Annotated in this window: 21 protein-coding genes; 18 read left to right on the top strand and 3 right to left on the bottom strand. The window is 54.0% G+C overall.

The genetic code is table 11. The features are described 5' to 3' along the window. Positions 1-302 precede the first annotated feature (302 nt). Positions 303-602: a hypothetical protein gene (locus BMX00_RS03765; protein WP_090827262.1), complete on the top strand. Its 300-nt coding sequence runs from the start codon at positions 303-305 to the stop codon at positions 600-602. A 152-nt stretch (positions 603-754) separates the two neighbouring features. On the opposite strand, the gene BMX00_RS03770 is transcribed toward BMX00_RS03765, so the two are convergent. Together BMX00_RS03770 and BMX00_RS03775 are read right to left on the bottom strand one after the other, a co-directional pair. Then, positions 755-1627, bottom strand: coding sequence for a DUF6209 family protein (locus BMX00_RS03770; RefSeq protein ID WP_090827264.1), 873 nt, complete (start codon positions 1625-1627; stop codon positions 755-757). A gap of 28 nt (positions 1628-1655) precedes the next feature. Continuing rightward, positions 1656-4382, bottom strand: coding sequence for a 3-keto-alpha-glucoside-1,2-lyase-like domain-containing protein (locus BMX00_RS03775; protein ID WP_090827266.1), 2727 nt, complete (start codon positions 4380-4382; stop codon positions 1656-1658). A 641-nt stretch (positions 4383-5023) separates the two neighbouring features. Here BMX00_RS03775 and BMX00_RS03780 point away from each other — a divergent pair. The 9 genes from BMX00_RS03780 (at position 5024) to BMX00_RS03820 (ending at position 13085) form a co-directional block, all read left to right on the top strand. Further along, positions 5024-5353 carry a BON domain-containing protein gene (locus tag BMX00_RS03780; RefSeq protein WP_090827713.1) on the top strand — a complete coding sequence of 110 codons (330 nt, stop codon included), beginning with the start codon at positions 5024-5026 and terminating at the stop codon, positions 5351-5353. Positions 5354-5396: 43 nt separating this feature from the next. Continuing rightward, positions 5397-6137 carry an NADPH-dependent FMN reductase gene (locus BMX00_RS03785; protein WP_245727664.1) on the top strand — a complete coding sequence of 247 codons (741 nt, stop codon included), beginning with the start codon at positions 5397-5399 and terminating at the stop codon, positions 6135-6137. A gap of 140 nt (positions 6138-6277) precedes the next feature. Then, on the top strand, positions 6278-6694 hold the full coding sequence (locus BMX00_RS03790) for a hypothetical protein (RefSeq protein ID WP_090827268.1): 417 nt from the start codon (positions 6278-6280) through the stop codon (positions 6692-6694). Between the two features lie 44 nt (positions 6695-6738). After that, positions 6739-7350: a hypothetical protein gene (locus BMX00_RS03795; protein ID WP_090827270.1), complete on the top strand. Its 612-nt coding sequence runs from the start codon at positions 6739-6741 to the stop codon at positions 7348-7350. Positions 7351-8133: 783 nt separating this feature from the next. Continuing rightward, on the top strand, positions 8134-9249 hold the full coding sequence (locus BMX00_RS03800; RefSeq protein WP_143053038.1) for a Tat pathway signal protein: 1116 nt from the start codon (positions 8134-8136) through the stop codon (positions 9247-9249). A gap of 98 nt (positions 9250-9347) precedes the next feature. Beyond that, positions 9348-10085, top strand: coding sequence for a hypothetical protein (locus BMX00_RS03805; RefSeq protein WP_090827274.1), 738 nt, complete (start codon positions 9348-9350; stop codon positions 10083-10085). A gap of 62 nt (positions 10086-10147) precedes the next feature. Then, positions 10148-11077, top strand: coding sequence for a hypothetical protein (locus BMX00_RS03810; protein WP_090827277.1), 930 nt, complete (start codon positions 10148-10150; stop codon positions 11075-11077). A 74-nt stretch (positions 11078-11151) separates the two neighbouring features. Then, on the top strand, positions 11152-12477 hold the full coding sequence (locus BMX00_RS03815; protein WP_090827279.1) for a chymotrypsin family serine protease: 1326 nt from the start codon (positions 11152-11154) through the stop codon (positions 12475-12477). 158 nt (positions 12478-12635) lie between these two features. Further along, positions 12636-13085 carry a hypothetical protein gene (locus BMX00_RS03820; protein WP_218141477.1) on the top strand — a complete coding sequence of 150 codons (450 nt, stop codon included), beginning with the start codon at positions 12636-12638 and terminating at the stop codon, positions 13083-13085. A 76-nt stretch (positions 13086-13161) separates the two neighbouring features. Here the strand turns inward: BMX00_RS03820 and BMX00_RS03825 are convergent, their stop codons facing one another. Further along, positions 13162-13344 (bottom strand): hypothetical protein, encoded by a 183-nt coding sequence (locus BMX00_RS03825; RefSeq protein WP_143053039.1) that lies wholly within the window; start codon positions 13342-13344, stop codon positions 13162-13164. A 1594-nt stretch (positions 13345-14938) separates the two neighbouring features. Here BMX00_RS03825 and BMX00_RS03840 point away from each other — a divergent pair. From BMX00_RS03840 to BMX00_RS03875, 8 genes are all read left to right on the top strand, one after another. Continuing rightward, a complete protein-coding gene (locus BMX00_RS03840) occupies positions 14939-15325 on the top strand; it encodes a hypothetical protein (RefSeq protein WP_090827287.1) in 387 nt (128 codons plus the stop codon). Between the two features lie 16 nt (positions 15326-15341). Further along, positions 15342-15608 (top strand): hypothetical protein, encoded by a 267-nt coding sequence (locus BMX00_RS03845; protein ID WP_143053040.1) that lies wholly within the window; start codon positions 15342-15344, stop codon positions 15606-15608. A 122-nt stretch (positions 15609-15730) separates the two neighbouring features. Next, positions 15731-16222, top strand: a complete 492-nt coding sequence (locus BMX00_RS03850; RefSeq protein ID WP_090827291.1) for a terminase small subunit-like protein — start codon at positions 15731-15733, stop codon at positions 16220-16222. A 35-nt stretch (positions 16223-16257) separates the two neighbouring features. After that, positions 16258-17511 (top strand): PBSX family phage terminase large subunit, encoded by a 1254-nt coding sequence (locus BMX00_RS03855; RefSeq protein WP_090827294.1) that lies wholly within the window; start codon positions 16258-16260, stop codon positions 17509-17511. Beyond that, positions 17511-19337, top strand: a complete 1827-nt coding sequence (locus BMX00_RS03860; protein ID WP_245727666.1) for a portal protein — start codon at positions 17511-17513, stop codon at positions 19335-19337. The genes BMX00_RS03855 and BMX00_RS03860 overlap by 1 nt, the downstream gene beginning before the upstream one ends. 230 nt (positions 19338-19567) lie before the next feature. Beyond that, on the top strand, positions 19568-20149 hold the full coding sequence (locus BMX00_RS03865; RefSeq protein WP_090827296.1) for a hypothetical protein: 582 nt from the start codon (positions 19568-19570) through the stop codon (positions 20147-20149). Next, positions 20146-21363: a cellulase family glycosylhydrolase gene (locus BMX00_RS03870; protein WP_090827298.1), complete on the top strand. Its 1218-nt coding sequence runs from the start codon at positions 20146-20148 to the stop codon at positions 21361-21363. The genes BMX00_RS03865 and BMX00_RS03870 overlap by 4 nt, the downstream gene beginning before the upstream one ends. Positions 21364-21511: 148 nt before the next feature. Beyond that, positions 21512-22483: a hypothetical protein gene (locus tag BMX00_RS03875; protein ID WP_090827300.1), complete on the top strand. Its 972-nt coding sequence runs from the start codon at positions 21512-21514 to the stop codon at positions 22481-22483. Positions 22484-22487 lie beyond the last annotated feature (4 nt).

Below are 22487 nucleotides of genomic sequence, written 5' to 3' on the forward strand. Positions count from 1 at the left end.
GGGCTTCTCGAGAACATAGCCGTGATCTTCAATATAGACGATTCAGGGCAAATAGCTAATTCCGCAAACAGGATAATTCCGTGTAAGCACCTTTGCCACCTCTTTCCATCCAGTCGAAAAAAACACGGCACTTCTTGCGAACTGAATAAGTACGTCAAACTCTGCCGTGACCTGCCCATAAGCGATGCGTCCGGCATTTGCTCAACGTCATACACCGCCGCGTGTGTTACCGCACAGATTCTTTTTTTAGCGCAGCTATGCTTTTTCCTCCGCTTATAGAAATTCCTTGAACAGGAGATCGTATGAAGACAAAAATACTTACGTTAGTCGCCTTGCAGCTTACCATGGCGTATGCAGTCTCTGGTTTTGCCGGCGAAGGGGAGGAACTTAAGTGGTCGCAAGTGCCACCCACAGTTCAAAAAACAATCTCGGAAAATATGGGTGGCGGAAAAATAGAAGAAATCAAGAAGGAAACCAGAACAATAGGTGGTAAATCAATCACGATTTATGAAGCCAAGGTCAGAAAACCGGGTATAAGTGGTAAAAAACTCGAAATTGAAGTGGATGAAAACGGCAAACTTGTTGAGCTGGAGGACGAGTAACATACACGTGAAGCGCAGCTGGAAGAAGCATGAGCGAGGGAATAGTTCCGATGCGGAGCGGGCGCTTGCGATTACGCGCGTTTTAATGCGGGGCCCATCCTCTTTCAGCTCTGGACCCTGCCTGAGCATCTGGCTGATTTCTTGTGGATAGGCTACGCCGAAGTGTCTGCATCTTCGGCTAGCTGGAGTTGATGCAGGATGCCGTCAGTGAAGACCTGAAAATTTATATCGTAATACAGGCGATACTGGATCTTTCGCGCTTCAGGCCGGGGCTGCACCGATCCCGGGGTTGCGGTCGTGCCCTGATAGACCTTGGCTGAGAACTCATAACGGAGTGCCGGGCCCACACCCGCGTAAGTTAGCGTCAGTGTCTCCGAATGTATCAGCTTGTCAGAGCCATCGAAGATATGGACGTCAATCCACGCATTGGCCCCAAAGGCGGTTTCCCTAACCCATGCGCTCACTTTCAGCAGCGTTTGCAAGTCTGTGCCCTGTTGCGGGCCGCCTTCCGGAAGTGACGGAAAGACATTGATCTTGGCCGCGTTCTGCTCCAGCACGTTCACCATCTCTGGTCTGGCTAATGCGCCGCTGCGGTATCCGACCGGCTGTGCCGGGCTTGCTGGCGGCGCACCGCCGATGTCGAACCAGTAATTGCGGCCAAACCGGCTGTCCCACGCGTCACAGCGAGCGCTGGTCTGATAAAAGTTGTGAAACCAGATTTCCGCCTGGGTCGCATCGTCCGGCACCCCAGTTTCAAATGGCGCAGGCACATGCCCGATCACCATGCCGGGCTGGATTTCCTGTTCTCGGACCGGCGCAACCACGCTGCCGCGAATGATCTCCCCGCGGGGATGGAAACGGATATATGCCGTGATATCGCCGAACTCCGCGCCACGCCATGCCGTGAAACATTTCGGCAGGCGCTGCATGTCATACTCGACCTTCACCCGTCCATTGCGCTCAATCGCACCATGCTGGAGCTCGCGCCAATCCCTCAGGAACTGAATAACAGCTTTTGATTTCATTATCTCCTGCTTTCCGTTATGGCGCGAGCTACGCTGTCCTGATGCGGATGTGACGCCAGGCCACAATGCTGCCGGGATATGCCTGGATGCCGATGAACCCGGGTGTCAGGCCGCGATCCGGGTCGGTATTCTGGAATGCCGTCGTCTGCTTGCGTTCCCCGGTATCGATATTGGTGAGGAAGACGGTGTAGTTGTTGCCCTGCACGACGATCTCATATTCGAACCAGATGCCGGGAACGAGCGCGGGGCCAGGTATATAGTTCTGTACGGCTGGCTCGTTGAAATTCAGATGCCAGACGCGATCGCCCGCCTGAATTTTGTAGATCGCACCGGTACGGTTTTTAAACAAACCATCCGGCTCAGGCTTGATGCCGTAAAAATCCTTGCCGGCGTCCCCCCGTGCGTTATCGTCAATCTGAACCTCGAAACCTGCGACCACCGGCTTCCAGGCGGGGTTGCCCGGATCGAAGGCGGGCTCGGGCGACGGTCGTTGCGAAATGCGTGCCTGAAGCGCCGGAGTCAGGCCGAGCGTCGGGCGCGGAAAGCGGACGAACACCCCGCTGTTGTGGTTTGCCGCATCCCAAATGCGGAACTGCAGGCGCAACGTAAAATCCCCGAAGGCTTGCTGCGAATAATAGAACAGCCGCAGCGCGCCGTCACCATAGCTGACCATCTCGCCATTGAGGTGGAGCATGCCACCCCCCGGGGGGCCGACAAGCGTCCAGTTCTTGAACGTTGATGCTGTGCCGTCGAAGAGTGGCTGGAACCCTGTTTCGTCCTGCGGGCTGACGATCGGGTCCGGAGTGAAGAGCACACCGCTATTGAGCAGATCTCCCGTACGGCGGCCCAGCGCGACACCTGTGAGCATCGGGTTGGGTGAGCCCAGCGAGGGAAAGAGGGCGGGGCTGGCGACGTAGCAGTTGGTCGTATCGTGAATGCGGCCAAAGTCGTTGGTCACGGCGTCCGCAATGTCGTCACCCATGCGCATTGTGCCGGCGTCGTGATGTGTCGTACCGAGATCGTCACGACGGTTCCTGAACGCCGCAAGTATTGCAAGACGCTGGGCCCGTAGACCGGCCGGTACCGGGATGGCACTCGCGGCGTTGGGCAGTATCTCGAACGGCTCGTTGCCGGCGAAGATAAGCGCAATCTTATCCGCCACCGCATCCATTGCGTCCCACGTCGTGCGGTCATTATTGGTCTGTACACTGCCCGAAAATTCCTGTGGACTGGCTTTGGCGTTGCCGAGATGAACAACGGCCTTGGGACGTTCGAAGTCGCTCTCCTGGGTGGAGAGGTCGATGAAGCTGTCGGGATTGCGAGGCGTCATTTCGCCAATGCCGCGAATGGTGATGACAACGGTGCTGTCATTTGCCCGGCGCATTGCTTCAATGAGTTCCAGGTCCGGGATTTTTTTGAAAAGCTCGGCTTCCGAATCGATGCCCAGTTTACCCAATCCCGAGGCGGTAATCTGGAAATGGAAGGTCTTGTTGTTGGGACTTTTGCCTTTGATCAGCAAAGCGGAGGACTGGAGGCTGGGAATTGTCGTAGGCGGCAGGTTGGCCACAATGGCCGCGCGCGGCACGCGAATGGTGAGGTTGGTGCGCAGATGGGCAATGAGATTTGTACCCATGCGCTGCGCGGCGCGTCCCGCGAGCGACTGCTGGAAGGTGGTCAGCGCCATGCGGGTGGTTTCAACCGTTCCCAGCGCGATGATCGCCGCGCTCTGGCGGCCATTTTGCGGCGGTGCAAGCAGGATGTCCTGCGATACACCATTCTGCCAGACGCGCACGCCCGTCACGCGAACCCAATTATCAGGTTGTGTCTCGGTAATGAGTTCCTGTACATGGCAATCCGGCACGACCATGAGCCGCTTGCGCGCATCCGCTACCGGTCCCACTCCGTCCGCCTCTTTATTCGCAAGCCGTGCCGCGCTGATCAGGCCGGGAATCGCGCTGAATTTATTGGTTGGAAAGAATCCGGGCAAGGTGGTCGACTGTACCGCAAGGGGTGCTTCAAGTTTAAAAAGCTCATGCAGGACAGTTTCCGGCGTGGTATCAGTGTCAGGCAAGCCGAGCCAGTTACGAAGCAGGCTGACGGTAAGCGGTGGTTCACCGGGATCGGGATAGCGCACCGCCGGATGCTCAAGGAGCTGGGCGAAGGTAAATCCGGTTTCATTGCCGGGCATGTTGAGTCCAGCATGGAGCTGCTTGCGCAGCGCGATGTGGAGCGGTCCGTAGATGAAGTCGTTAGTCTCCTTCACACTGATCTGCCGGCTCGCCTGGGCGAAGTATCCCTCGCCAGCAGGAGGCCGAAGTGCCGTTTGTACGGATTGCGGCCATGCGGCCATTTCTTCATCCAGCATCTCGGGCGACCATCCACCCCATGTCAGCGAGCGTCCTCCGACGGCGAAGATCAGGCCCAGGTAGCTTAGCGCGGGATGGTTCACCCACGGCACGCGCAAATCGGGGGCGCCACCCATGAATGGCATGTTCTGCACGTGCTCGGGTAGCACGAATGGCCCGGCCTCGAGCACGAGAACGCGGCGGCTGCGGGTTATATCCGTAAGGAACAGGTGCTCCGCCATGACCGCCCCAAATGTGCCGCCGCCAATAATGATGGTATCAAAGTCGCGCTTGTGCCCGGCGACGGTCTGGGCGGCGCTGTCAAGCGCTTCCTGCAATGTATTGCAGAGAAACCGTCCCATATTGTCCAGGGTGAACGAGGTGGATTCCGAACCCAGCAATTGAGCCAATGCGTATTCTCCCGGTTGGTGGTTAGGTCGTTATCCCTCGGACAAACGCCCAAGTTCACTGTAGTACAAAGGCGTGAGGATTTCTTGGAATGAGAGTAAATGGGCAAGAACAAACAAACTGTCCGCGCGATTCAATTTGTCCCGCCCTGGGGCTCGGAATGCGTTTGGAATTTTTCATCAAAGAACAGGCAGGGGTATGGGCAGGGTATGGTTCACATTTACCTATATTGTTTTATCTTTCTTACCCATTCTTGCGCGACCACTACCTCGGCCTTGACCGCCTCCACCGTACTTCTTAATGAAAATCAGTAATTTATAGTCTGATGGCTGCGGCCTCTGCGACATTTCGTGACAATAGCGTGTCAAGCGCAGCTATCGGATATCAAAAGCAACCCTTCTGGGTAACTATAAGAAGTTACAGGTATTTCCTGGCCTGATATTCGAATTGATCTGGTAACAAACCGACGGGGTGGGCCCGTTCCAGACAGCCGCTCAGCCGGCATTACCTGCTTGATGAGCGGTTATCGAGAATCTCAGCTGTACAGAACCTTTTAATTGCCTGAGGTTGTGTATGGAACCGAACAGACGGGGTAGGAGTTGTGTTGCACTATTCGGTTTCCATCAATTCCAAGGATAAAATCATGAAAACAATTAAACTTGTGGCAAGCCTTTTTATGATCGGCACATTGCTGACTCCTGTCATGGGCTATTCCGCCGATAAGGATACAGACCGCTCGAGCGTCGGCGAGTTTGTCGAGGATTCGGTAATAACCAGCAAGATCAAGGCCAAGTTGGCTGCTGAAAAGGATGTCAGCGCGTTACACATTAAGGTCGATACGGACAAGAATGGTGTAGTTGTGCTCAGCGGTACAGCTAAAAGTCAGGCTGAAATAGATAAAGCCCATAAGATTGCCCACTCTGTGGATGGTGTTACCAAAGTGATTAACCATATCAAGATCAAAAAAGACTAAGCATAGACGGGATCGCGCATCCGCGATCTTTACACCTGTTCGAATGTTCGAACGCAGCGGCCGGGCAATAACCGGCCGTTTTTCGCTGTGCCGGCCCATCCCGCTGTCGGAGTTGATCGGCTCGGATTTTGGCTTTCCTCACACGCCTGGCAAGCGGGCCGTTGCTAGAACCGGGCTGAAATTGCCATCAATCGCGAAACTTATGGCTCCCAAACTTCATATCATCATTTGCAGCACACGCCCTGGTCGTATTGGTCCACCCATCGCAACATGGTTTCATGAACTTGCTGTGCAGCACGGAAAGTTCGAAGCAGCGCTGATCGATCTTGCCGACTTCAATCTCCCGGTATATGATGAGCCGGAGCATCCGGCTCGGCAGCACTATCAGCATGCGCACACCCGGAAATGGGCCGCCAGCATCAACGCAGCAGACGCTTATATATTCGTGACTCCCGAGTATAACTATGGGCCGCCGCCTCCGCTTTTGAATGCACTCGATTACGTGTATAAAGAGTGGAACTACAAGCCAGCCGGAATTGTCAGCTATGGAGGGGTCTCGGGTGGCATACGCGCGGCCCAGATGGAAAAGCTTACGTTGACCACATTGAAGATGATGCCGATGGTGGAGGCTGTGACGGTCCAGAACGCTTCCAGTCACTTTGACGACAATGAGAATTTCATGCCGAGCGATCACCACAGAAGCTCGGGTATATTGTTGCTGGACGAGCTGCATAAATGGGCGCAGGCGCTAAAAACCATGAGGCAATCGCAGAGCGTGGGATAAAGTATCTGGACTGCGTTCCTCTTCCCAGGTTCTCAGAGAAGACGATGTGCCTCGATGTGCCTGTCTGTTGCTGATCCTGCAAAGAATAAGACGATGCCCATTGTGATAATCCATCCTGAACAATCTCCCTTCGACTAACTATGCCTCGGATTGGTGTCCTGCTCCTGCTGTCGCGTGAGCATCATCATTCGCTGGTAATGGCCCGTGGCGCACGACGCGCAGCCGATCATAACGATGCGGCTATCGTGGCCGCTGCGATTGCACGTATGGAGAATCATTGGCATGGCCTGATGGCCGCACACGTCGAGCGGGAGGAGCGGTTAATACGGATGGCGGGGGATAAGCTGGAGCCTGAATCGGTGACCCGTATTTTGTCCGAACATTCGGAACTGCGGAGGCTTGCGAGCGGCCCCTGCGAGCTTGAGCCAGCAGCTCGCCTGCGCGCGTTTGCAGACCTCGCGAGCACTCACGTGCGCTACGAGGAACGTGTTTTTTTCCAACAATTGCAGGCGCATCCCTGCGTTGCCGAGGATAATGCCGAGGCCAATGTCAGGTAGCGGCAGCCCCGGCCACATCCCATTATTTCAGTAAGGAGAACGGCGTGAATTTTCCCGACTTTTACGAACATGCTCCGGTAGTTCGCACTCGCGACCCCTTCGCCGAAATGCTTGGCGCTGCGCACGACGGCATGCTCGAATATCGTTACCTCGATGCGGTGCGATTAGCTGGGCATTCCTGCCCTACTGTCGCTGGCGCATTCCTGATGGGGCGTGCGGCACTGGCTGCACTTTATCCTGACGAGCCTGCGGAGCGTGGCGGCATCGCCGTGCATATGCCCGCGCCTGAACACGAGGGCACCACCGGAGTTATGGCACAAGTGCTGACTTTGCTCACCGGGGCGGCCTCCGATAATGGTTTTCATGGCCTCCAGGGACGCTTTAAACGCAAGGGACTGCTCAGCTTTGCCGGCCACCGTGAAGGCGAGGCTATTACATTTACTCGCCTCGACACCGGCGCAACCGTTGCGGTGAGCCTCAATGTATCCCTCGTGCCCGGCGACCCGGCACAAGGGGCCCGTATGGCGGTCATCCTCCAGGATCGTGCCGATGAATCCCAGCGCGTAGCTTTTGCCAATGCTTGGCAAGACCGCGTGCGCCGATTGCTATTGGATTTTGCCGATGATCCGCGGGTGGTTCAACTTACTGTCGTATAGTAATCCGCTCGAAATACTCAACGGAGGATGAAGTCACAGACGCGACGCCAGACCAAGCTGATGTGAGGGATTTTTTGACAGATCTCTTACATGGAAGAATTTGCGCTTGGGGCTTTTTTGCCCAAATACTCCTGCGCGACTCGATAATATAACTGGCGTACGGTGTATTGCATCTTTTGATTACGTAAGATTGTACCGAGCCCAATTGATAAAGCCATTGATCGTGAGGCTTGCCTTCCGCATCATGCTCCAGCTCATCCTTGTTAGCCGCTGCACTATTAAACCCTGCGGGCGCGCACCACTAAACCTATATGTGGTTTGCTGAATACTGCTGGCCTGGAATTATCCCTGAGCTGAAAAGCCTGATTTACCGTACCTGCTAGTAATCAGGCCTGCCATCAATAACGGCTGCCGCCACCCCAACCTCTTAGTTGTTTCACTTCCCCATGCATACGCCTCATCTCAGGCACGGTCGGGCGCAATTTGCGGGTCAAGGTTAACCCGCTTCAGTATTTTTTTACCCACCACTTTAAGTAACTGGTCACGCTGGGTTAGTAACTATCGAGGCAGTTTTTATTGCCCTCGACCAGGAACGCCATGACCCACAAGCTCCGAAATTAGTTTTACCAGCTGTTCTATCAACTTATTGATATTTATAGGTTGACGAGATCCTTGGGAATGGCATGGGTATTGCTAACAAGAAGATAAGGCTGGGGAGAATGGCTGGGGCCATCCGATATTGATGATCAATGATGATACAAACCAGGACTGAGAGGACAGATAGTGAGTGCCGTTGACCCTGAGGCGTACTTGCGGCCAAAGCCGCGCCATGTTGCCGAAGCTGTTCCTGACGCGCAGTTGCACCATATGCCTTCCCCTCATGACCATCCGGACGAGGGTCATCAGCACATAGCGGAATGCCCTGCCTGTGCCGCCGGTCTGCATGATCATCCAATCCCCAGGGAAGTTGTCGAGATGATGGCAAAACGCGAGCACCGGATGCACCACTGGCTTTGGCACGAGGTTCGCAATAATTGGCACCAGTATCCGCGCGATATCCAGCAGAAAATCGACGAGCTTGGCTGGAAACCGCCCCGGCCCGTGCTGGATGAAAGCGGCAATCCAAACCTGGAAAATGATTCGGGCGAAGATTTTTTCTACATGCACCGCCAAATGATAGCGGATGTGAACACAATACTTACCCAAGTGGGTGATCCGAACTATTCCCGAGTCCAGGGTTGGCTGGTTCCACCACCGCCTAGTGATGCACGTTATCCGGTACCTCCGCCCTGGTTTAATCCGAGCGAACAGGCTCAGGCACCATTTGCCAATCTTGAACGGATCAAGTCAGACATCTTTTACCTGAAGCGCTTTTGTTTCTGGCAGAAAACTTTCACTGACACCACGTTTCTTCGCACAGTAACCCTCGGCCAGCTAGGCGTCATGATTGAAATGACGATTCACAACGCCATGCATATGAGATGGGCGGCATTTCCGGGTTCGGTTCGCCCTGAACCCACGGTTGCCACGGGGGACATTGACCCGACGAAGGGTAAGATGATTGAACCTAAGTGGGATGATCCTAAATATGATTATTTAGGAGATACCTACTCAAGTCATGTCAATCCCATATTCTGGAAGCTGCATGGCTGGATCGATGACCGGATAGAGGCCTGGAAAACAGCCAACGGGGTGTTCGGAAACGATTTTTGGAAGGGAAGGTGGACAGGGAAGATGCCAGGTCACGAAGAGGGCGTCACGGTACATGCCCTGCTCGAGGATCCTAACCACGCGGGGCCACATATGGCTGAGATGCATCAAGTTGTGAATCTCATTTCTCAGACTGGGGTCTTCCACAGCAATCCTTTTATGCCACGTTTCTCGATGGAGGCGACATAGGTCGAGAATTTCACCCCAGTATGACCATGCGGGCAAGACATAAAATCGCATCGAATGAAATTTTTGTTAACGGCAACTCATAGATAAAGGAGGTTCTCATGGACGGCATGCCACAGACGCAATACAACCCCCAGGCGCTGCGCGGTTACCCAGGCTACACATCCCTGGAAGCGTTGCGCGGTTACCCGGGCTACACATCTCTTGAGGCGTTGCGCGGTTACCCTGGGTACACCTCCCTGGAGGCGCTGCGCGGTTACCCCGGCTACACATCCTTGGAAGCATTGCGCGGTTACCCTGGGTACACATCTCTTGACGCACTGCGCGGTTACCCCGGCTACACCTCCCTGGAGGCGCTGCGCGGTTACCCCGGCTACACATCCCTGGAAGCGCTGCGCGGTTACCCCGGCTACACATCTCTCGACGCACTGCGTGGTTACCCTGGGTACACATCCCTGGACGCATTGCGCGGTTATCCTGGCTACACATCCCTGGAGGCATTACGTGGCTATCCGGGCTATACCTCGCTGGACGCACTGCGCGGTTACCCCGGTTACACATCCCTGGAGGCATTACGTGGCTATCCGGGCTATACCTCGCTGGAAGCACTGCGCGGTTACCCCGGTTACACATCCCTGGAGGCACTGCGGGGTTACCCTGGCTACACATCGCTGGAGGCACTGCGTGGATACCCGGGCTACACCTCGCTGGAGGCGTTGCGCGGCTATCCGGGCTACACATCGCTGGATGCGTTGCGTGGTTACCCAGGTTACACATCGCTAGAGGCGCAACGGGGTTACCCAGGTTATCCGCCTTTCGATCCAATGGGCTGTCACTAACCGTCGAATCAACCTTCGAATCATCTGTTCCTCATCTAAAACCAGAGATTTCTCAAGCGATAATGAGTGCAAAGAAATATAAGGAGAACGCTCCGGTTCCGGTGCAACTCGTCGATGCAATGGCTGCTCGAGCGCGGCGAATGCACAACTATCTCTGGCATGAGGTGAGGGATAACTGGTTGACCTACCCGAAAGACGTACAGGAGGAACTGCGGAAGGCTGGCTGGGAGCCGCCCCGGCCAGCCTGGGATGCAAGCGGTAATCCTCTGCTAGACAATGATTCGGGCGAAGATTTTCTCTATATGCACCGCCAGGCCATTCGGTATGCGAACAAAATCCTGGCTCAGGCTAATGACCCGGATTATCCGCGGGTTGAAGGATGGCTTGAAATACCGGCCCCTGACAATCCGGATTTTCCGGTGCCACCGCCCTGGTTTGACCCTGCTGAATTTCCGGTGATCATGCGTTTCACCACGCGATCGAAAACAGATCTTACGTTCGAGAAATACCTCAAGCCATGGGAGACCATGTTCACCGATCCCCCGTTTCTGAAAGGTATCAGTCTGGGAACGTTCGGTTCGCTTCTTCACGCAACTGTTCACGATACCGTGAGACACCGGTGGGCAGAGGTTCCGGGTGGAAAACGCCCGGAACCAGGCGCTGATGTGCCGTCAATACCGGTTGATTGGGACGATCCCCGGTATGACTATCTAGGCGATACTTATTCAATGCAGGTGAATCCAATCTATTGGAAATTTAGTGGATGGCTCGACGAAAGGACAGATAACTGGAAGGTGGTACACGGCGTATTCGGGAACAATTTCTGGAAGGGAACGTGGATGGGTAAGTTGCCAGTCGCGCCTGAGGGAGCGCCCGCTGGCCTCCACGAGCGGCTGGAAGATCCTGAGGTCGCCAGTCAACACGCAAAAGAGGCTGAACAACTGCTCGTGATTATCGCGAAGAGCATTGCGCCTGGGGAAGCATCTTCATGAAGCGGAGATTTGCCCATTACCGAAAAGACGTAGTCTGAATATTTAGTTAGCAGAACCGAACTGGAGAAATAGCTATGGCAGAGATTGATCCCAAGCTAAAGCAGGCTAAGGTAGCCGTGGAGAGAAGCCTATTGAACCGGCCGGGAGTCACGGGTGTGGATATAGGTTACAAGGAAGTTGGGGGTCGGCCTACCGATACCTTGGCAATTCGCGTCCTTGTTGAAAAAAAGCGGGACGTTCCTCCCTCGGAACGTGTTCCTCAGGCGATCGAAGGATTTCCTACCGACGTGATCGAGCGCAAATTTGAGTTGCATGCTCTGGCTGTGGATGCGCTTAAACTTGTACCCGCTGCTGACATGAAAGAGTATCCCGTGCTAAAAGGGGGAATCAGCATTGGACCCTGCCGCCTTGTCGAAAGAATGTCATATGGGGGTACGTTGGGAGCGATGGTTGCGGACAAGGCCACCGGGAAGCCCATGATCCTCAGTAATTATCACGTCTTGTGTGTCGATAAGGCATGGTCGGATGGAGATCCTATTGTGCAGCCTTCTCGAATTGATGGCGGCAATTGTCCCACATCTCAGGTCGCTGTTTTGAAGCGTGGGATGGTAGGGGAGCAGGTCGATTGCGCCGTGGCTGAACTCTCGGCTCGCCAGACAGACTGGGAGATCATGGATGTCGGAAAGTTATCGGGGGTTAACAAGGCACTCATCGGTGAAACTGTACGAAAGCGTGGGCGAACCACGGGACTCACCTATGGCGTCGTCGATACGGACGAGCTCAGTGTCAACCTCGATTTTGGCCATGGTATTGGCCAGATCCAGCTCACTAATCAGATAGGGATAAAACCTGACGCGACCCGCAACGCGAAGTTTGGTGACAATGGAGACTCCGGCTCTCTAATAGTCAATGCCGCTGGTGAAGCGGTCGGCCTTTATTTTGCCGGCGATCCGCGAGATCCTTACGGCTTGGCCAACCCCATAGCTGCTGTTCTTGCGGCGCTCGACGTGACGATGCTAGCCCAAACGCCTGGTCAGACACCGGGCCAGGCTCCGGGTCAAGCACCTGGGCAGGCGCCAGGACAACTCCCCGGACAGACGCCTGGGCAGATGCCAGGACAAATCCCCGGACAGACTCCAGGTCAGGCTCCAGGTCAAATACCTGGGCAGGCTCCGGGTCAGGCTCCAGGTCAAATACCTAGGCAGGCTCCGGGTCAAATACCTGGGCAGGCTCCGGGTCAAATTCCCGGGCAGACACCAGGGCAAACGCCAGGTCAGGCGCCGTGTCAACCGTGCCGGCCGGGAGAACCGTTTTTGATTCCTTATCCGCCTTTACCACCGTCGCCACCGTTTCTAATTCCGTATCCACCTGCGCCTCCGCCACCACCTGGCACTCCGTAGTAGGCGATGGAGATCGTTCCCGGATGCGTCCACACGCTCTACTTTGGGTTTCAAAGTGACGCAGAAAGACGCAGGCTCAACGGCGCGATACCTCGATTTCAACTGGACGGAACGAACACGCTCATGAATTTTATTCGTCAATATTAAGAGGTTAGATTATGATGACGCAAAACCCGCAAGGTCTGCAATCCCCTTTTCCTGCGTTTCCTGCTGTGCTGGGGAGCTGGACATACAGAAGCTTCGTCAACAATCCGGACATCTCCAAGGAATTCAATCAACTTGAGTTTGGTAGAGGTGAACTTATTATTGACCAACTTGCTCCAGGGATTTTTGGCGGACGTTTGTCCTTCGGCGACACTTATCAATTCCGGTTGTCGGGTTGGTCGGATTTCACACTTCCTTGTACTGTAAGGTTTCAAGGGGTTGGTGATACGAAGGATTCCTATGGCCAGATTTATGACTATGTGGGTTTTTTTGTGCCGATGTGGTCCAATGGCATCGATCAGCGACCAGCTCTGTTGGGGTCGGTTGTGCGTACGGTTCCCCACAGCGATGGTCAGGCCAAGGCGGGGGTTGTCAGTTCCTGGATTGCTGTAAAGAGAGATTGATGGTTTTCAGCATCTTTCTCTTAGAAGCAGATTTTAAGAGCTGACATTTGACGAGGTGCTGAATCAGTCGGAATTTTTACGGGCAGATGAGCCCAAGCCGGAAAGACGCTCTCAAAGGTTCACGCGTTTCAATCATGAGCCCATGCATGATGCCGGAGGAACCCAAGCTCACCAGTGCCGCACGGAACAGCGCATTGTCCGGTATCGATTGCTTCGCGCCCAGCCAGGCAACATGGGCGAATGCGATTTTCGCTCTCATAAACATGCATATCGGGTCCCGTTAAAAGGCGCAGGGCCGAACCTATTTCATTACCACATCGAGCCAACCTAACCTTATAGGCACTCCCCATCATTCTGGAAATCAGCATTTCCGATCGCTACTTCCATATTTTGTTGTGCAGTCATTGTGGCGAGTTTTGCGTCAACGCGGAGTTCTTGTAGTGTAACTGTTGCTCTTCTGGATCTCGCCGTTGATAGTATAGATAGGGCAGGGTTGTAGATAGCCGGGTGCAGCGAGGGATCGTGTGGTGGTGATCTTGACCAAACGTCGCGCAACCGGTGTTCCCGTTGACTCTGAACTTGCTCCCCCAGTGGCTCCATTAGGCGGGTTTGGAGGATCACAGACGACATATCCATTAAACCGGTGTAGCGGCGTGTCCCGAGGTAAATAACTGCCGGGGTACTGGAATCCATAGGGGTTTCCATAGGTATTGAGACTTCCGTTGGTATTATTTGATCCAGGGGTTCCCCCGGCGGGCAGTGGCATTGGGACCGGCAGCACGACGACCGGCCCGCCAAACGAATAACCACTATTATTCGGGGGGATTGCTGGTTGAGGAATAATCACGCCCTGACCCATCTCCGCTGGGAGAATCGAGATGTTATCCGCTCCCGCGGAGTTCAGTTCCTGGGCGACTGAGTGATCAGGAGAACCTGAACATATCATGCCGAGTACTACGAATAGTGCGAGTCTGCTCATGGAGCCTCATATCTGTATAACAAGACGTCAGAAATAGCCTACTTCAAGGCCGTATGCAGCAATAAAATATTACGGCAATTTGGCTGTGCTTATTGAATATCTCAGTTAAAAAAGCAATTTCCGTTGTGACTGAGGTTATTTAAATGAAGCTAACAGATCAGGCCGGCCGTTGCTCACCTTTTGACGCTGAACGGCATCGCTTCCCATGCCGAACCTGGTGCGTAGCCAGAGAGACGGCAGTAGCATAGCAGGAGATAGCGGCTCAATGTCCGGGCAGAGCGGACAAGCGAAAGCATGGCAGGACAACCTTTCTCAGATCAGGGGCGCAATGCGGCAGGGCAAGGAAGTCAACGAAAGGAGCAGGGCGGCTCTAGTTCAAGCAGCCTGGCTCCTCAGCCTCCGGGGGAGGTGTGCTGGAAGAAGAGAAACAGTGCGATGGGGGAACGCCCGTCGGGCAAGAGGGATGAACGCCCGGACAAAAGCGAGGCCGTTCAGGATATTAAGGGGTAAAACGGCGTTTCCAAATAAAGAAGTTAATTGTACTTGACAATCAACAGTAACGCTGTATAATACGAATTCATATTGTGAATTTTTGTGTCCGTTGTGTCCGTTGTGTCCGTTGTGTCCGTTCACCAAACGATTCACAAGAATGACTAAGCCCGCTTTAGCGGGTTATATATAATGCCCGCACACGCAGGTTTTTTATTGTCCACCCGCTTATGGCGGGTATTTTTTTGCCTGCCCGCTTTAGCCGCGTAGTGCCGTTTAATTTTTAACCAATCGCCCGCTTGCGTTTTGCCTGCCCGCCCCGTGCGGGTTTTTTATTGCCTGCCGTCCAACATTTACTTTACTAACAAGAACTTCAATAACTTTTATGATGATCAGCCCCATGATTTTAGCGGTAGTGATCGCTGTCTTTGCCGGTCTTGCGTTTACTGGCGGGTTCGCGGTGAGCGACTGGCGCTCGGCATTACAAATTCAGCGGCTCGGCTCTGATAACGCCATGCTGTCCGCGGCAAATGACAAATGCGCAACGGATATTCAATCCGTGCATAGTGCAATGGATGCGCTGACTGCGAACTCGGCCAGAAGGGAAAAGAACGCGGCCAAGGCCATGCGAGGCGCAGAGGCAGACGCAGCAAAACACACGAACCGTGCAACAAAAATGCGTTCCCTCCCGTCTGTGAAGCCTGAGCATGAGTACGAGATCCTTATCAAAGAGCAGATAGAGTATGTGCAGAATCGCCACAACAACCAGTAAGTTTGCATCTGTGCTGATGTCGGCGTTTTTTTTGGCCGGTTGTGCTAGCAAACCGGTGATCCAGACACAGGTGATCGAAAAACCTGTTGTGGTGCAGTGTCAAGTGGAGATACCGCACGAATGCAAGTCAGCCTATGCGGTTGACCGTGTTTCCGCTAAAGATGATGCGCTGACTATCAACCGCGCGTTCCGTGCCGAGATTGAGGAGAGATGGGCGTGCGAAATCAAACTACTCGCGGCGGTAAAGGGATGCAATGAGGGGATGCATGAGAGGATGCAATGAGAGGGTGTAATGAGAGAAAGGATGCAATGAGAGAACGCAAAAAGGAGATGCAGCAGGGGAATACGACACGCTGATGCTGAGATGGGATTATGAGTGAATGTGGGCCGCCTTCGAGGCGAAACATGGAAAAGATCCGAGTCGCCACAGCAGTACCGACCCGGAAAAGAGGGGCGCCAACAATAAAAACCCCTGAGTTGCTGGATGCAGTATTTGCCGGAATTTCGCTGGGCAAGTCGGCGCGGGCAATGTGCGTTGAGGTTGGCATCAGCCAGAGGGTTTTATGGAACTGGCTGGCGAGCGATGGAGAACTGATGAGGCAATATCTTCGCGCCAAAGAGCTCTGCGTGGACGCCTATGCCGAAGAGATTATCGAAATTTCGGATGACGGGTCGAGAGATACTTATATCGACGAAAAAGGGCGGGAAGTGACGAACCGAGAGGTCATCGCGCGCGCCCAGTTGCGAATTGATGCACGTAAATGGTACGCGGCAAGGCTCGCGCCAAAAAAATATGGCGACAAATTGCCGGTCACCCATGAGGCGCCCGATGCGAAAAAGTCGGTGGTGCATAGCGTCGAGGTGGCTTTTGTCACGACCGCTGATGACGGAAAATGATTTGCTCAGTGTGATTTTTAAAACCATGGGGTGTCATGACCGCACATAGGGCGGAATTTCCCGAAAGGCTACGTTTCCTCTTCGAACCGGCGCGTTATAAAGTGTTATACGGGGGTCGCGGCGGCGCGAAATCGTGGGGCGTTGCGCGCGCATTACTCATTCAAGCCGCATCTACGCCGCTGCGCATTCTGTGCGCCAGAGAATTCCAGAATTCCATTATTGAATCCGTGCATCACCTGCTGCATGCACAGATTGAAGCAACCGGCCTGCAAGCATTTTACGAGACCCAGAGCAGCTCGATTCGAGGCGCCAACGGCTCGGAATTCGTATTTGCCGGGTTGCGCAATAATGTCACCAGGATCAAGTCGTTCGAAGGCGTAGATCGGGTTTGGGTAGAAGAAGCCCAAACTGTAAGTAAATCGAGCTGGGAGGTCCTTATACCCACCATTCGGAAAGAGGGCTCGGAGATTTGGGTGACATTCAACCCGGAACTGGAAACCGATGAGACATACCGGCGGTTTGTGATCCATCCGCCTTCCGGCGCGAAGGTGGTAAAGATCAACTGGAATGACAACCCCTGGTTTCCGATGACGCTGAGGCGAGAGAAGGATGAGCTTAAGGTGCGCGATCCGGATGCCTATCAGAATGTCTGGGAGGGCAACTGCCGGGTAACGCTTGATGGTGCGATTTACGCCAGGGAACTGAGGCTGGCGCAAGAAGAGGGGCGCATACGGAGTGTCCCCTATGACGCGGCGAAGCCCGTACACACCTTCTTTGATCTGGGCTGGGCAGACAACACGAGTATATGGTTTGCCCAGACGGTGAGCGGAGAACTGAGATTGATCGACTATTACGGCAATAACCAAATGCCGATTCAGCATTATGTCGGCGTGCTGCAAAACAAAGGGTATCTCTACGGCACCGACTGGCTGCCGCACGATGCCAAGGCAAAGGAGCAAGGCAGCGGACGCAGCATCGAGGAAATCATGATTGCTGCGGGGCGCAATGTTCGCATTGTGCCCAAGCTATCCGTCCCGGATGGCATCAACGCTGCAAGAACGATTTTCAATCGCTGCTATTTCGATGAACAGAAATGCGCAGAAGGATTGCAGAGTTTGAGGCATTACCGTTATGACGTCGATCCGGATACCAAACAGTTCAGCAGCCGCCCTCTACATGACTGGTCGTCGCATGCGGCGGATGCGTTCCGGTATTTCGCGGTTGCGATAGAGGAAGACAGACCTACGGTAAGCGCCCGTGGGGTGCGCATGTCCGGATGGAGAGCATAATGAGCGTAGCGGGCATAATTGGCCTAACGGAAGCGAGGATCGCGGCCGATATTTCCGTTGAGGCGTACGACAAGATCTGCCGCGACATTCGCGAGCAGCCGAAATGGCGGCACGGCTCGGATACCGATTGTGATTATTATGATGGCGCTCAGACGAGCGCGGAGGTGATTCAGCGGCTCAAGGACGCTGGTATTCCTCCTCAGGATTCCAATCTGATCAAGCCAATCATCAATGCAGTGCTGGGGCTCGAAGCGCGCAGCCGCACAGATTACAGAATAACTTCGGATGACGAGAGCCAGGCCGAGATAGCGGAAGGGTTATCCGCGAGGATCAAGGAGGTCGAGACCGAGTCGCGCGCGGACCGGGCCATGTCCGACGCCTATTCAAGCATGATACGCGCGGGAATCGGCTGGGTAGAGATATCGCGCGAATTCGATCCGCTGAAATATCCCTACCGCGTGCGGGAAGTGCATCGTAACGATATTTATTGGGACTGGGCTTCCCGGGAGCCCGACTTGTCCGATGCGCGCTACTTGCGCAGGGATAAATGGGTGGATCGGATCCAGGCTGCGCAAATGTTTCCCGAAGATTCTGCCCTGATCGAGAACAGTTGGAGCGGCTGGAACAACGTGGATGTCCATGACGGCTCAAACACCGGCCTGGCGCGCGCCTACGAGGTGGAGCAGGCGTGGGGACACCACCAGGAGGAGTACCTGAACCGTAATTCAGGCATGGTGCGCCTCTCCGAGTTGTGGTACCGGCACTCTGAAGATGGGTATGTGTTGGCTCTTCCCAACGGCGAAGCGATCGAATACCGCGAAGACAATCCGTATCACCAGGCAGCGGTCGCGCAAGAGCTCGTGCAGGTACAGAAATCGCTGCTTTCCAGGATGCGCATTTCGATCTGGCTGGGGCCACACAAACTGATGGATATACCCAGCCCGCTGCCGCACACGGATTTTCCCTATGTTCCATTCTGGTGCTTCCGCAGAGACCGCAGCCGGACGCCTTACGGCCTGATTCGCGACATGCGCGGGCCACAGGATCAGATCATCGATCTCGATATTCTACTTTATGAAGTCCTGAACTCGGTCAAGGTAGAGGTCGATAATGACGCGCTCGATCTCAGCCAGAACACTTACCACGAAGTTGCGCGCAACATCAGCAGTTTGCGCTCAATGACGGTTTTGAATGCTCAGCGCAGGAATGCCAGCGGATTCCGGGTAACGCGCGAGCACCAGCTCGCCGCGCAGGTATTCCAGCTGGTGCAGGAGCGCAAGCGCAGAATCGAAGAGGTAGGCGGAATATACCGTGCGATGCTGGGCGCGGATACCTCGGCAACCAGCGGGGTGGCCATCAACAGTCTGGTAGAGCAGGGCTCAACGGTATTGGCAGAGCCTAACGATAATTTCCGTTATGCGCGTCGCATGGTCGGGCAGCAGCTTCTGGCATTCATAAAGCAGGATATGCTGGCAGGCGAGACGACGGTAGCAGTCAAGCAGGGACCTAGACGGAAAACCATTTATTTCAACCGTCATGTAATGACGGATGCGGGCGCCGTGGTTGAAAATGACATTGCCACGGCACAGGTCAAGGTCGTGCTCGAAGACATACCGGCCACACCCAGTTTCCGGGCGCAGCAATTGCAGGCTTTCACACAGCTTGTAAATGCAGCTCCACCGCAATACCAGGCGGTGCTCTATCCGGCGATGCTTGAGCTATCCGATGTCCCAAACCGCCATGAACTGGCGGATCAGTTGCGCAATGTGGCCGACGGGGATGCTCTGGCCAGCAAATTCAAGCCATACAACAGCAATTCGACGTGACAATGCAATAGCAGCAGCAAGTTATAGCTGGATTGCAAGAGCAATTAGCAAAAGCGCAACAAGGATTGCCTGATAAGTTGCAAGAACTGGACTTAAAGAGCGCTACTTGGAAATCAAGGCAGAGAAAATTGAGATCGATGCAAAACTGAAATCCCAAGAAATCATGTTGGATCAAATAGGTAAAGCACGTAATTCAAGATCATTCTAAGGAAAAAATCAAAGGGCATAATATGATTCAAATGCTGAATACCAAGACTATCGGCGGTCAGATCTATCCTGCCGGGTCCGTTGTCAGCCTCAATTCTGCTATTGAGGCGCAATTGATAGCCTCGGCAGATGCGGCTAGAACCGTGCTGCCGGCGCTGGTAGCGCAGGCATATGCCGGATGGAGCCGTGATTCTACCAATTCCGCGAGTGATACGTCGTGGGTGACGCTTGCAAATGTAACGGTGCCCGCCGGAACAATGGGGCTTAATAGTAAGCTGGTGATTATTTCAGATTATGACTATACGAGCAGTGCTGTTCAGAAATACCCGGGAGTTGATTGGGGTGGGCTTAACTTCGCCGGCCCTACAGTTTCGGCATCGGGGGGCGCAAAATATCTGTATGAGATCGCAAACGCCAACAGTCTAGCCATCCAAAAGATACTTAACAGCACTTCTTACGGGGGAACAAGCGGGGGGCACGATACTTATGCAGTAGATACCACTTATGATGCAGCGATAACTTTCAAGTGCAAGTGGGCCGCACCGGCGGCGTCAGAGAGAATAACTCTGCTCGGCTACTCGATCTGGCACTATCCAGGATCATGACAGATTTTGTTATCGATGGGGCCGGCAAGATTCCAGCCTACCCAACAAAACACTACGGTGCTCACTTTACCGGGTCGCGTGCAACATTTTGCCTGGATGCCGATTTTGCTTGCCTTGATGCCAATGTGCTGGCAATCCCGAATTTGCCTGTTACAGTGCTGTCGGCTTCGCCGGTAAAGGCCGAGGAAACATTTTTCGGGATGAGTGTCCAGAATCGCGCAAACGACTCATTGGTTGGGGTGATGGCGAAAACGACTCGTTCCCACGACCTGAAGAGTGGGACCGCGCAATGGAAATATATTGAAATAAGCAAAGATGTTTTCAATTGGTCAAACGTGGACAGTTGGGTGAATACGCATTACGGAGCCGGACGACATCTGATATTTACGCTGTTTGGCACCCCGACATGGGCATCGGCAAGACCAGCCGAAGTGGGCGCATTTGGCCCTACTTATCGAGGATTGCATGCGGAACCCGCTAACATGGGGGACTGGGACGCATTTTGCGCAGCCGTGGCAACCCGCTATCTTGGCAAGATCAAGTATTACGAGATCTGGAATGAGCCGAACTATGATAACAATGGCACGGTAACAACCGGACCAAACTTCTATTTTTCCGGGAGGTTCACAAAGCTCGCGGAAATGGTGCGTCGGGCGAACCAGGCGATCAAAGCGATTGATCCCACAGCCAAGATAATTTGTCCCGCGACAACTACCTGGTCCGCCACAGCAGGACAAAGTGCCGAGACATATTTTAGCGGCATGATGTCCGCCAGTGACGGCGCTGGTAAAACGATGAAGGATTGGGTGGATATCATCGGAGTTCACCTTTATCTTCCCGGGCGAAATAAAGTACAGGATCTCGCCGGAATAATCGACCGCCTTAATTCTGCAAAGGTAGCGGCCGGGGTATCCGAGATGGAGACATGGGATACTGAGAGTGCGCCAATCGGTGGAGATGTGATCAGCCTTACCGACATGCAAGCCCAACAGATTATCGGACGCATGTTGATCACCATGGCGGCAAAAGGCATAGCACGGACACTCTATTACCAGTATGACCATGGAACCATGGGGATAGCCGACCGACCGCAAATTGCGGCGTATCGGGAACAGATTATTTCATTGTTGAGAAGTGGAATCATTCTGACCGTATCAAGGTTTTCTGATGGTCGGGTTGCGTATTACACGAATTCAGGCCTGACTATCATATAAGTATTTATGAATCAAAAACCAAGCCGCCTCCGGGCGGCTTTTTTATTGGCTTTTTCGCTCGTGCGACGCGCTCACGGCGATACCGCAGTTTTATCAACCCTGCCTCGGCAGGCCCGCTCACTGGGTTAAGCAGTTGGAGAAACGAACAATGGAAGTAGATCAGCTTACGGATGAACAAATTGCAAACCTGACGCCCGAACAAATCGAGATGCTGGAGAACGATCCCGGCAAAATCGGTGAAATTCTGGATGCACAGGAAGCAGCAAACCAGGTGCCAGAAGAAACGACCAGTGACCAGTCCGACCAGAAAGGACACAGCGCAGCCGATTCAGCCCTTAATGATGAGAATGAAGATGAACCGGTTGTTCTGACCAAGAGTGGCAAAGGAATTATTCCTTACGAGAAGCATAAAGCGCTGCGCGTGGAAAATTCAGTACTGCGTGAGCAATTACAAACCGCGCAAAGCAAGCTCGACGGGTTGCTGAAGCACAAGGATAAAGCCGGAAGCAAAACAGACGTAGCCGAGGCGGACGATGCCATCGGCAGTCATCTGGAAACGCTCAGAGACGAGATGCCGGAACTCCACCAGGTGATCAGCGCCGTACTCGAAGGAAGCCGGAAGCAAGGCGAAAAACTGGAACAGACGCTTGAGGAGTTGAAGCGCGAAAAGGAAGAATCCGAACGCGCGAAGCAACTCAGCGTCGCGGAGCAGGTCGCCGAAGCGAAGGACAACAATCCCGATCTGGTGCACTGGGAGGGCAATGATCCAGAAGCCTGGGACGAGGCCTTAAGACAGGATGAAATTCTGAGAACCAATTCCAAATGGACCAACAAGCCGTACGCGGAAAGGTTCGATGAAGTTGTCCGGCGTGTCAGGGCCATCGTGCCCGAAGCGTCGTTACCACGAAGACAATCCGATCCGGGGACAATAAAGGCTGAAGCGAAAGCAAGGCTGGAAAGGGCTCCGGCGAGGAAACCCACAACCCTTTCGGATATTCAGGGAGGTGCGCCCGCCACGGTGAGCGATGAAATCAGCGCGATGAGCCCGCATGAGCTGACTCGGAAACTGATGAGCATGCCCGCCCACAAGGCCGCAGCTTTGAGAGCCGAACTTGATTAAGGAT

Source organism: Nitrosovibrio tenuis, assembly GCF_900109785.1.
GTDB lineage: Bacteria > Pseudomonadota > Gammaproteobacteria > Burkholderiales > Nitrosomonadaceae > Nitrosospira > Nitrosospira tenuis_A.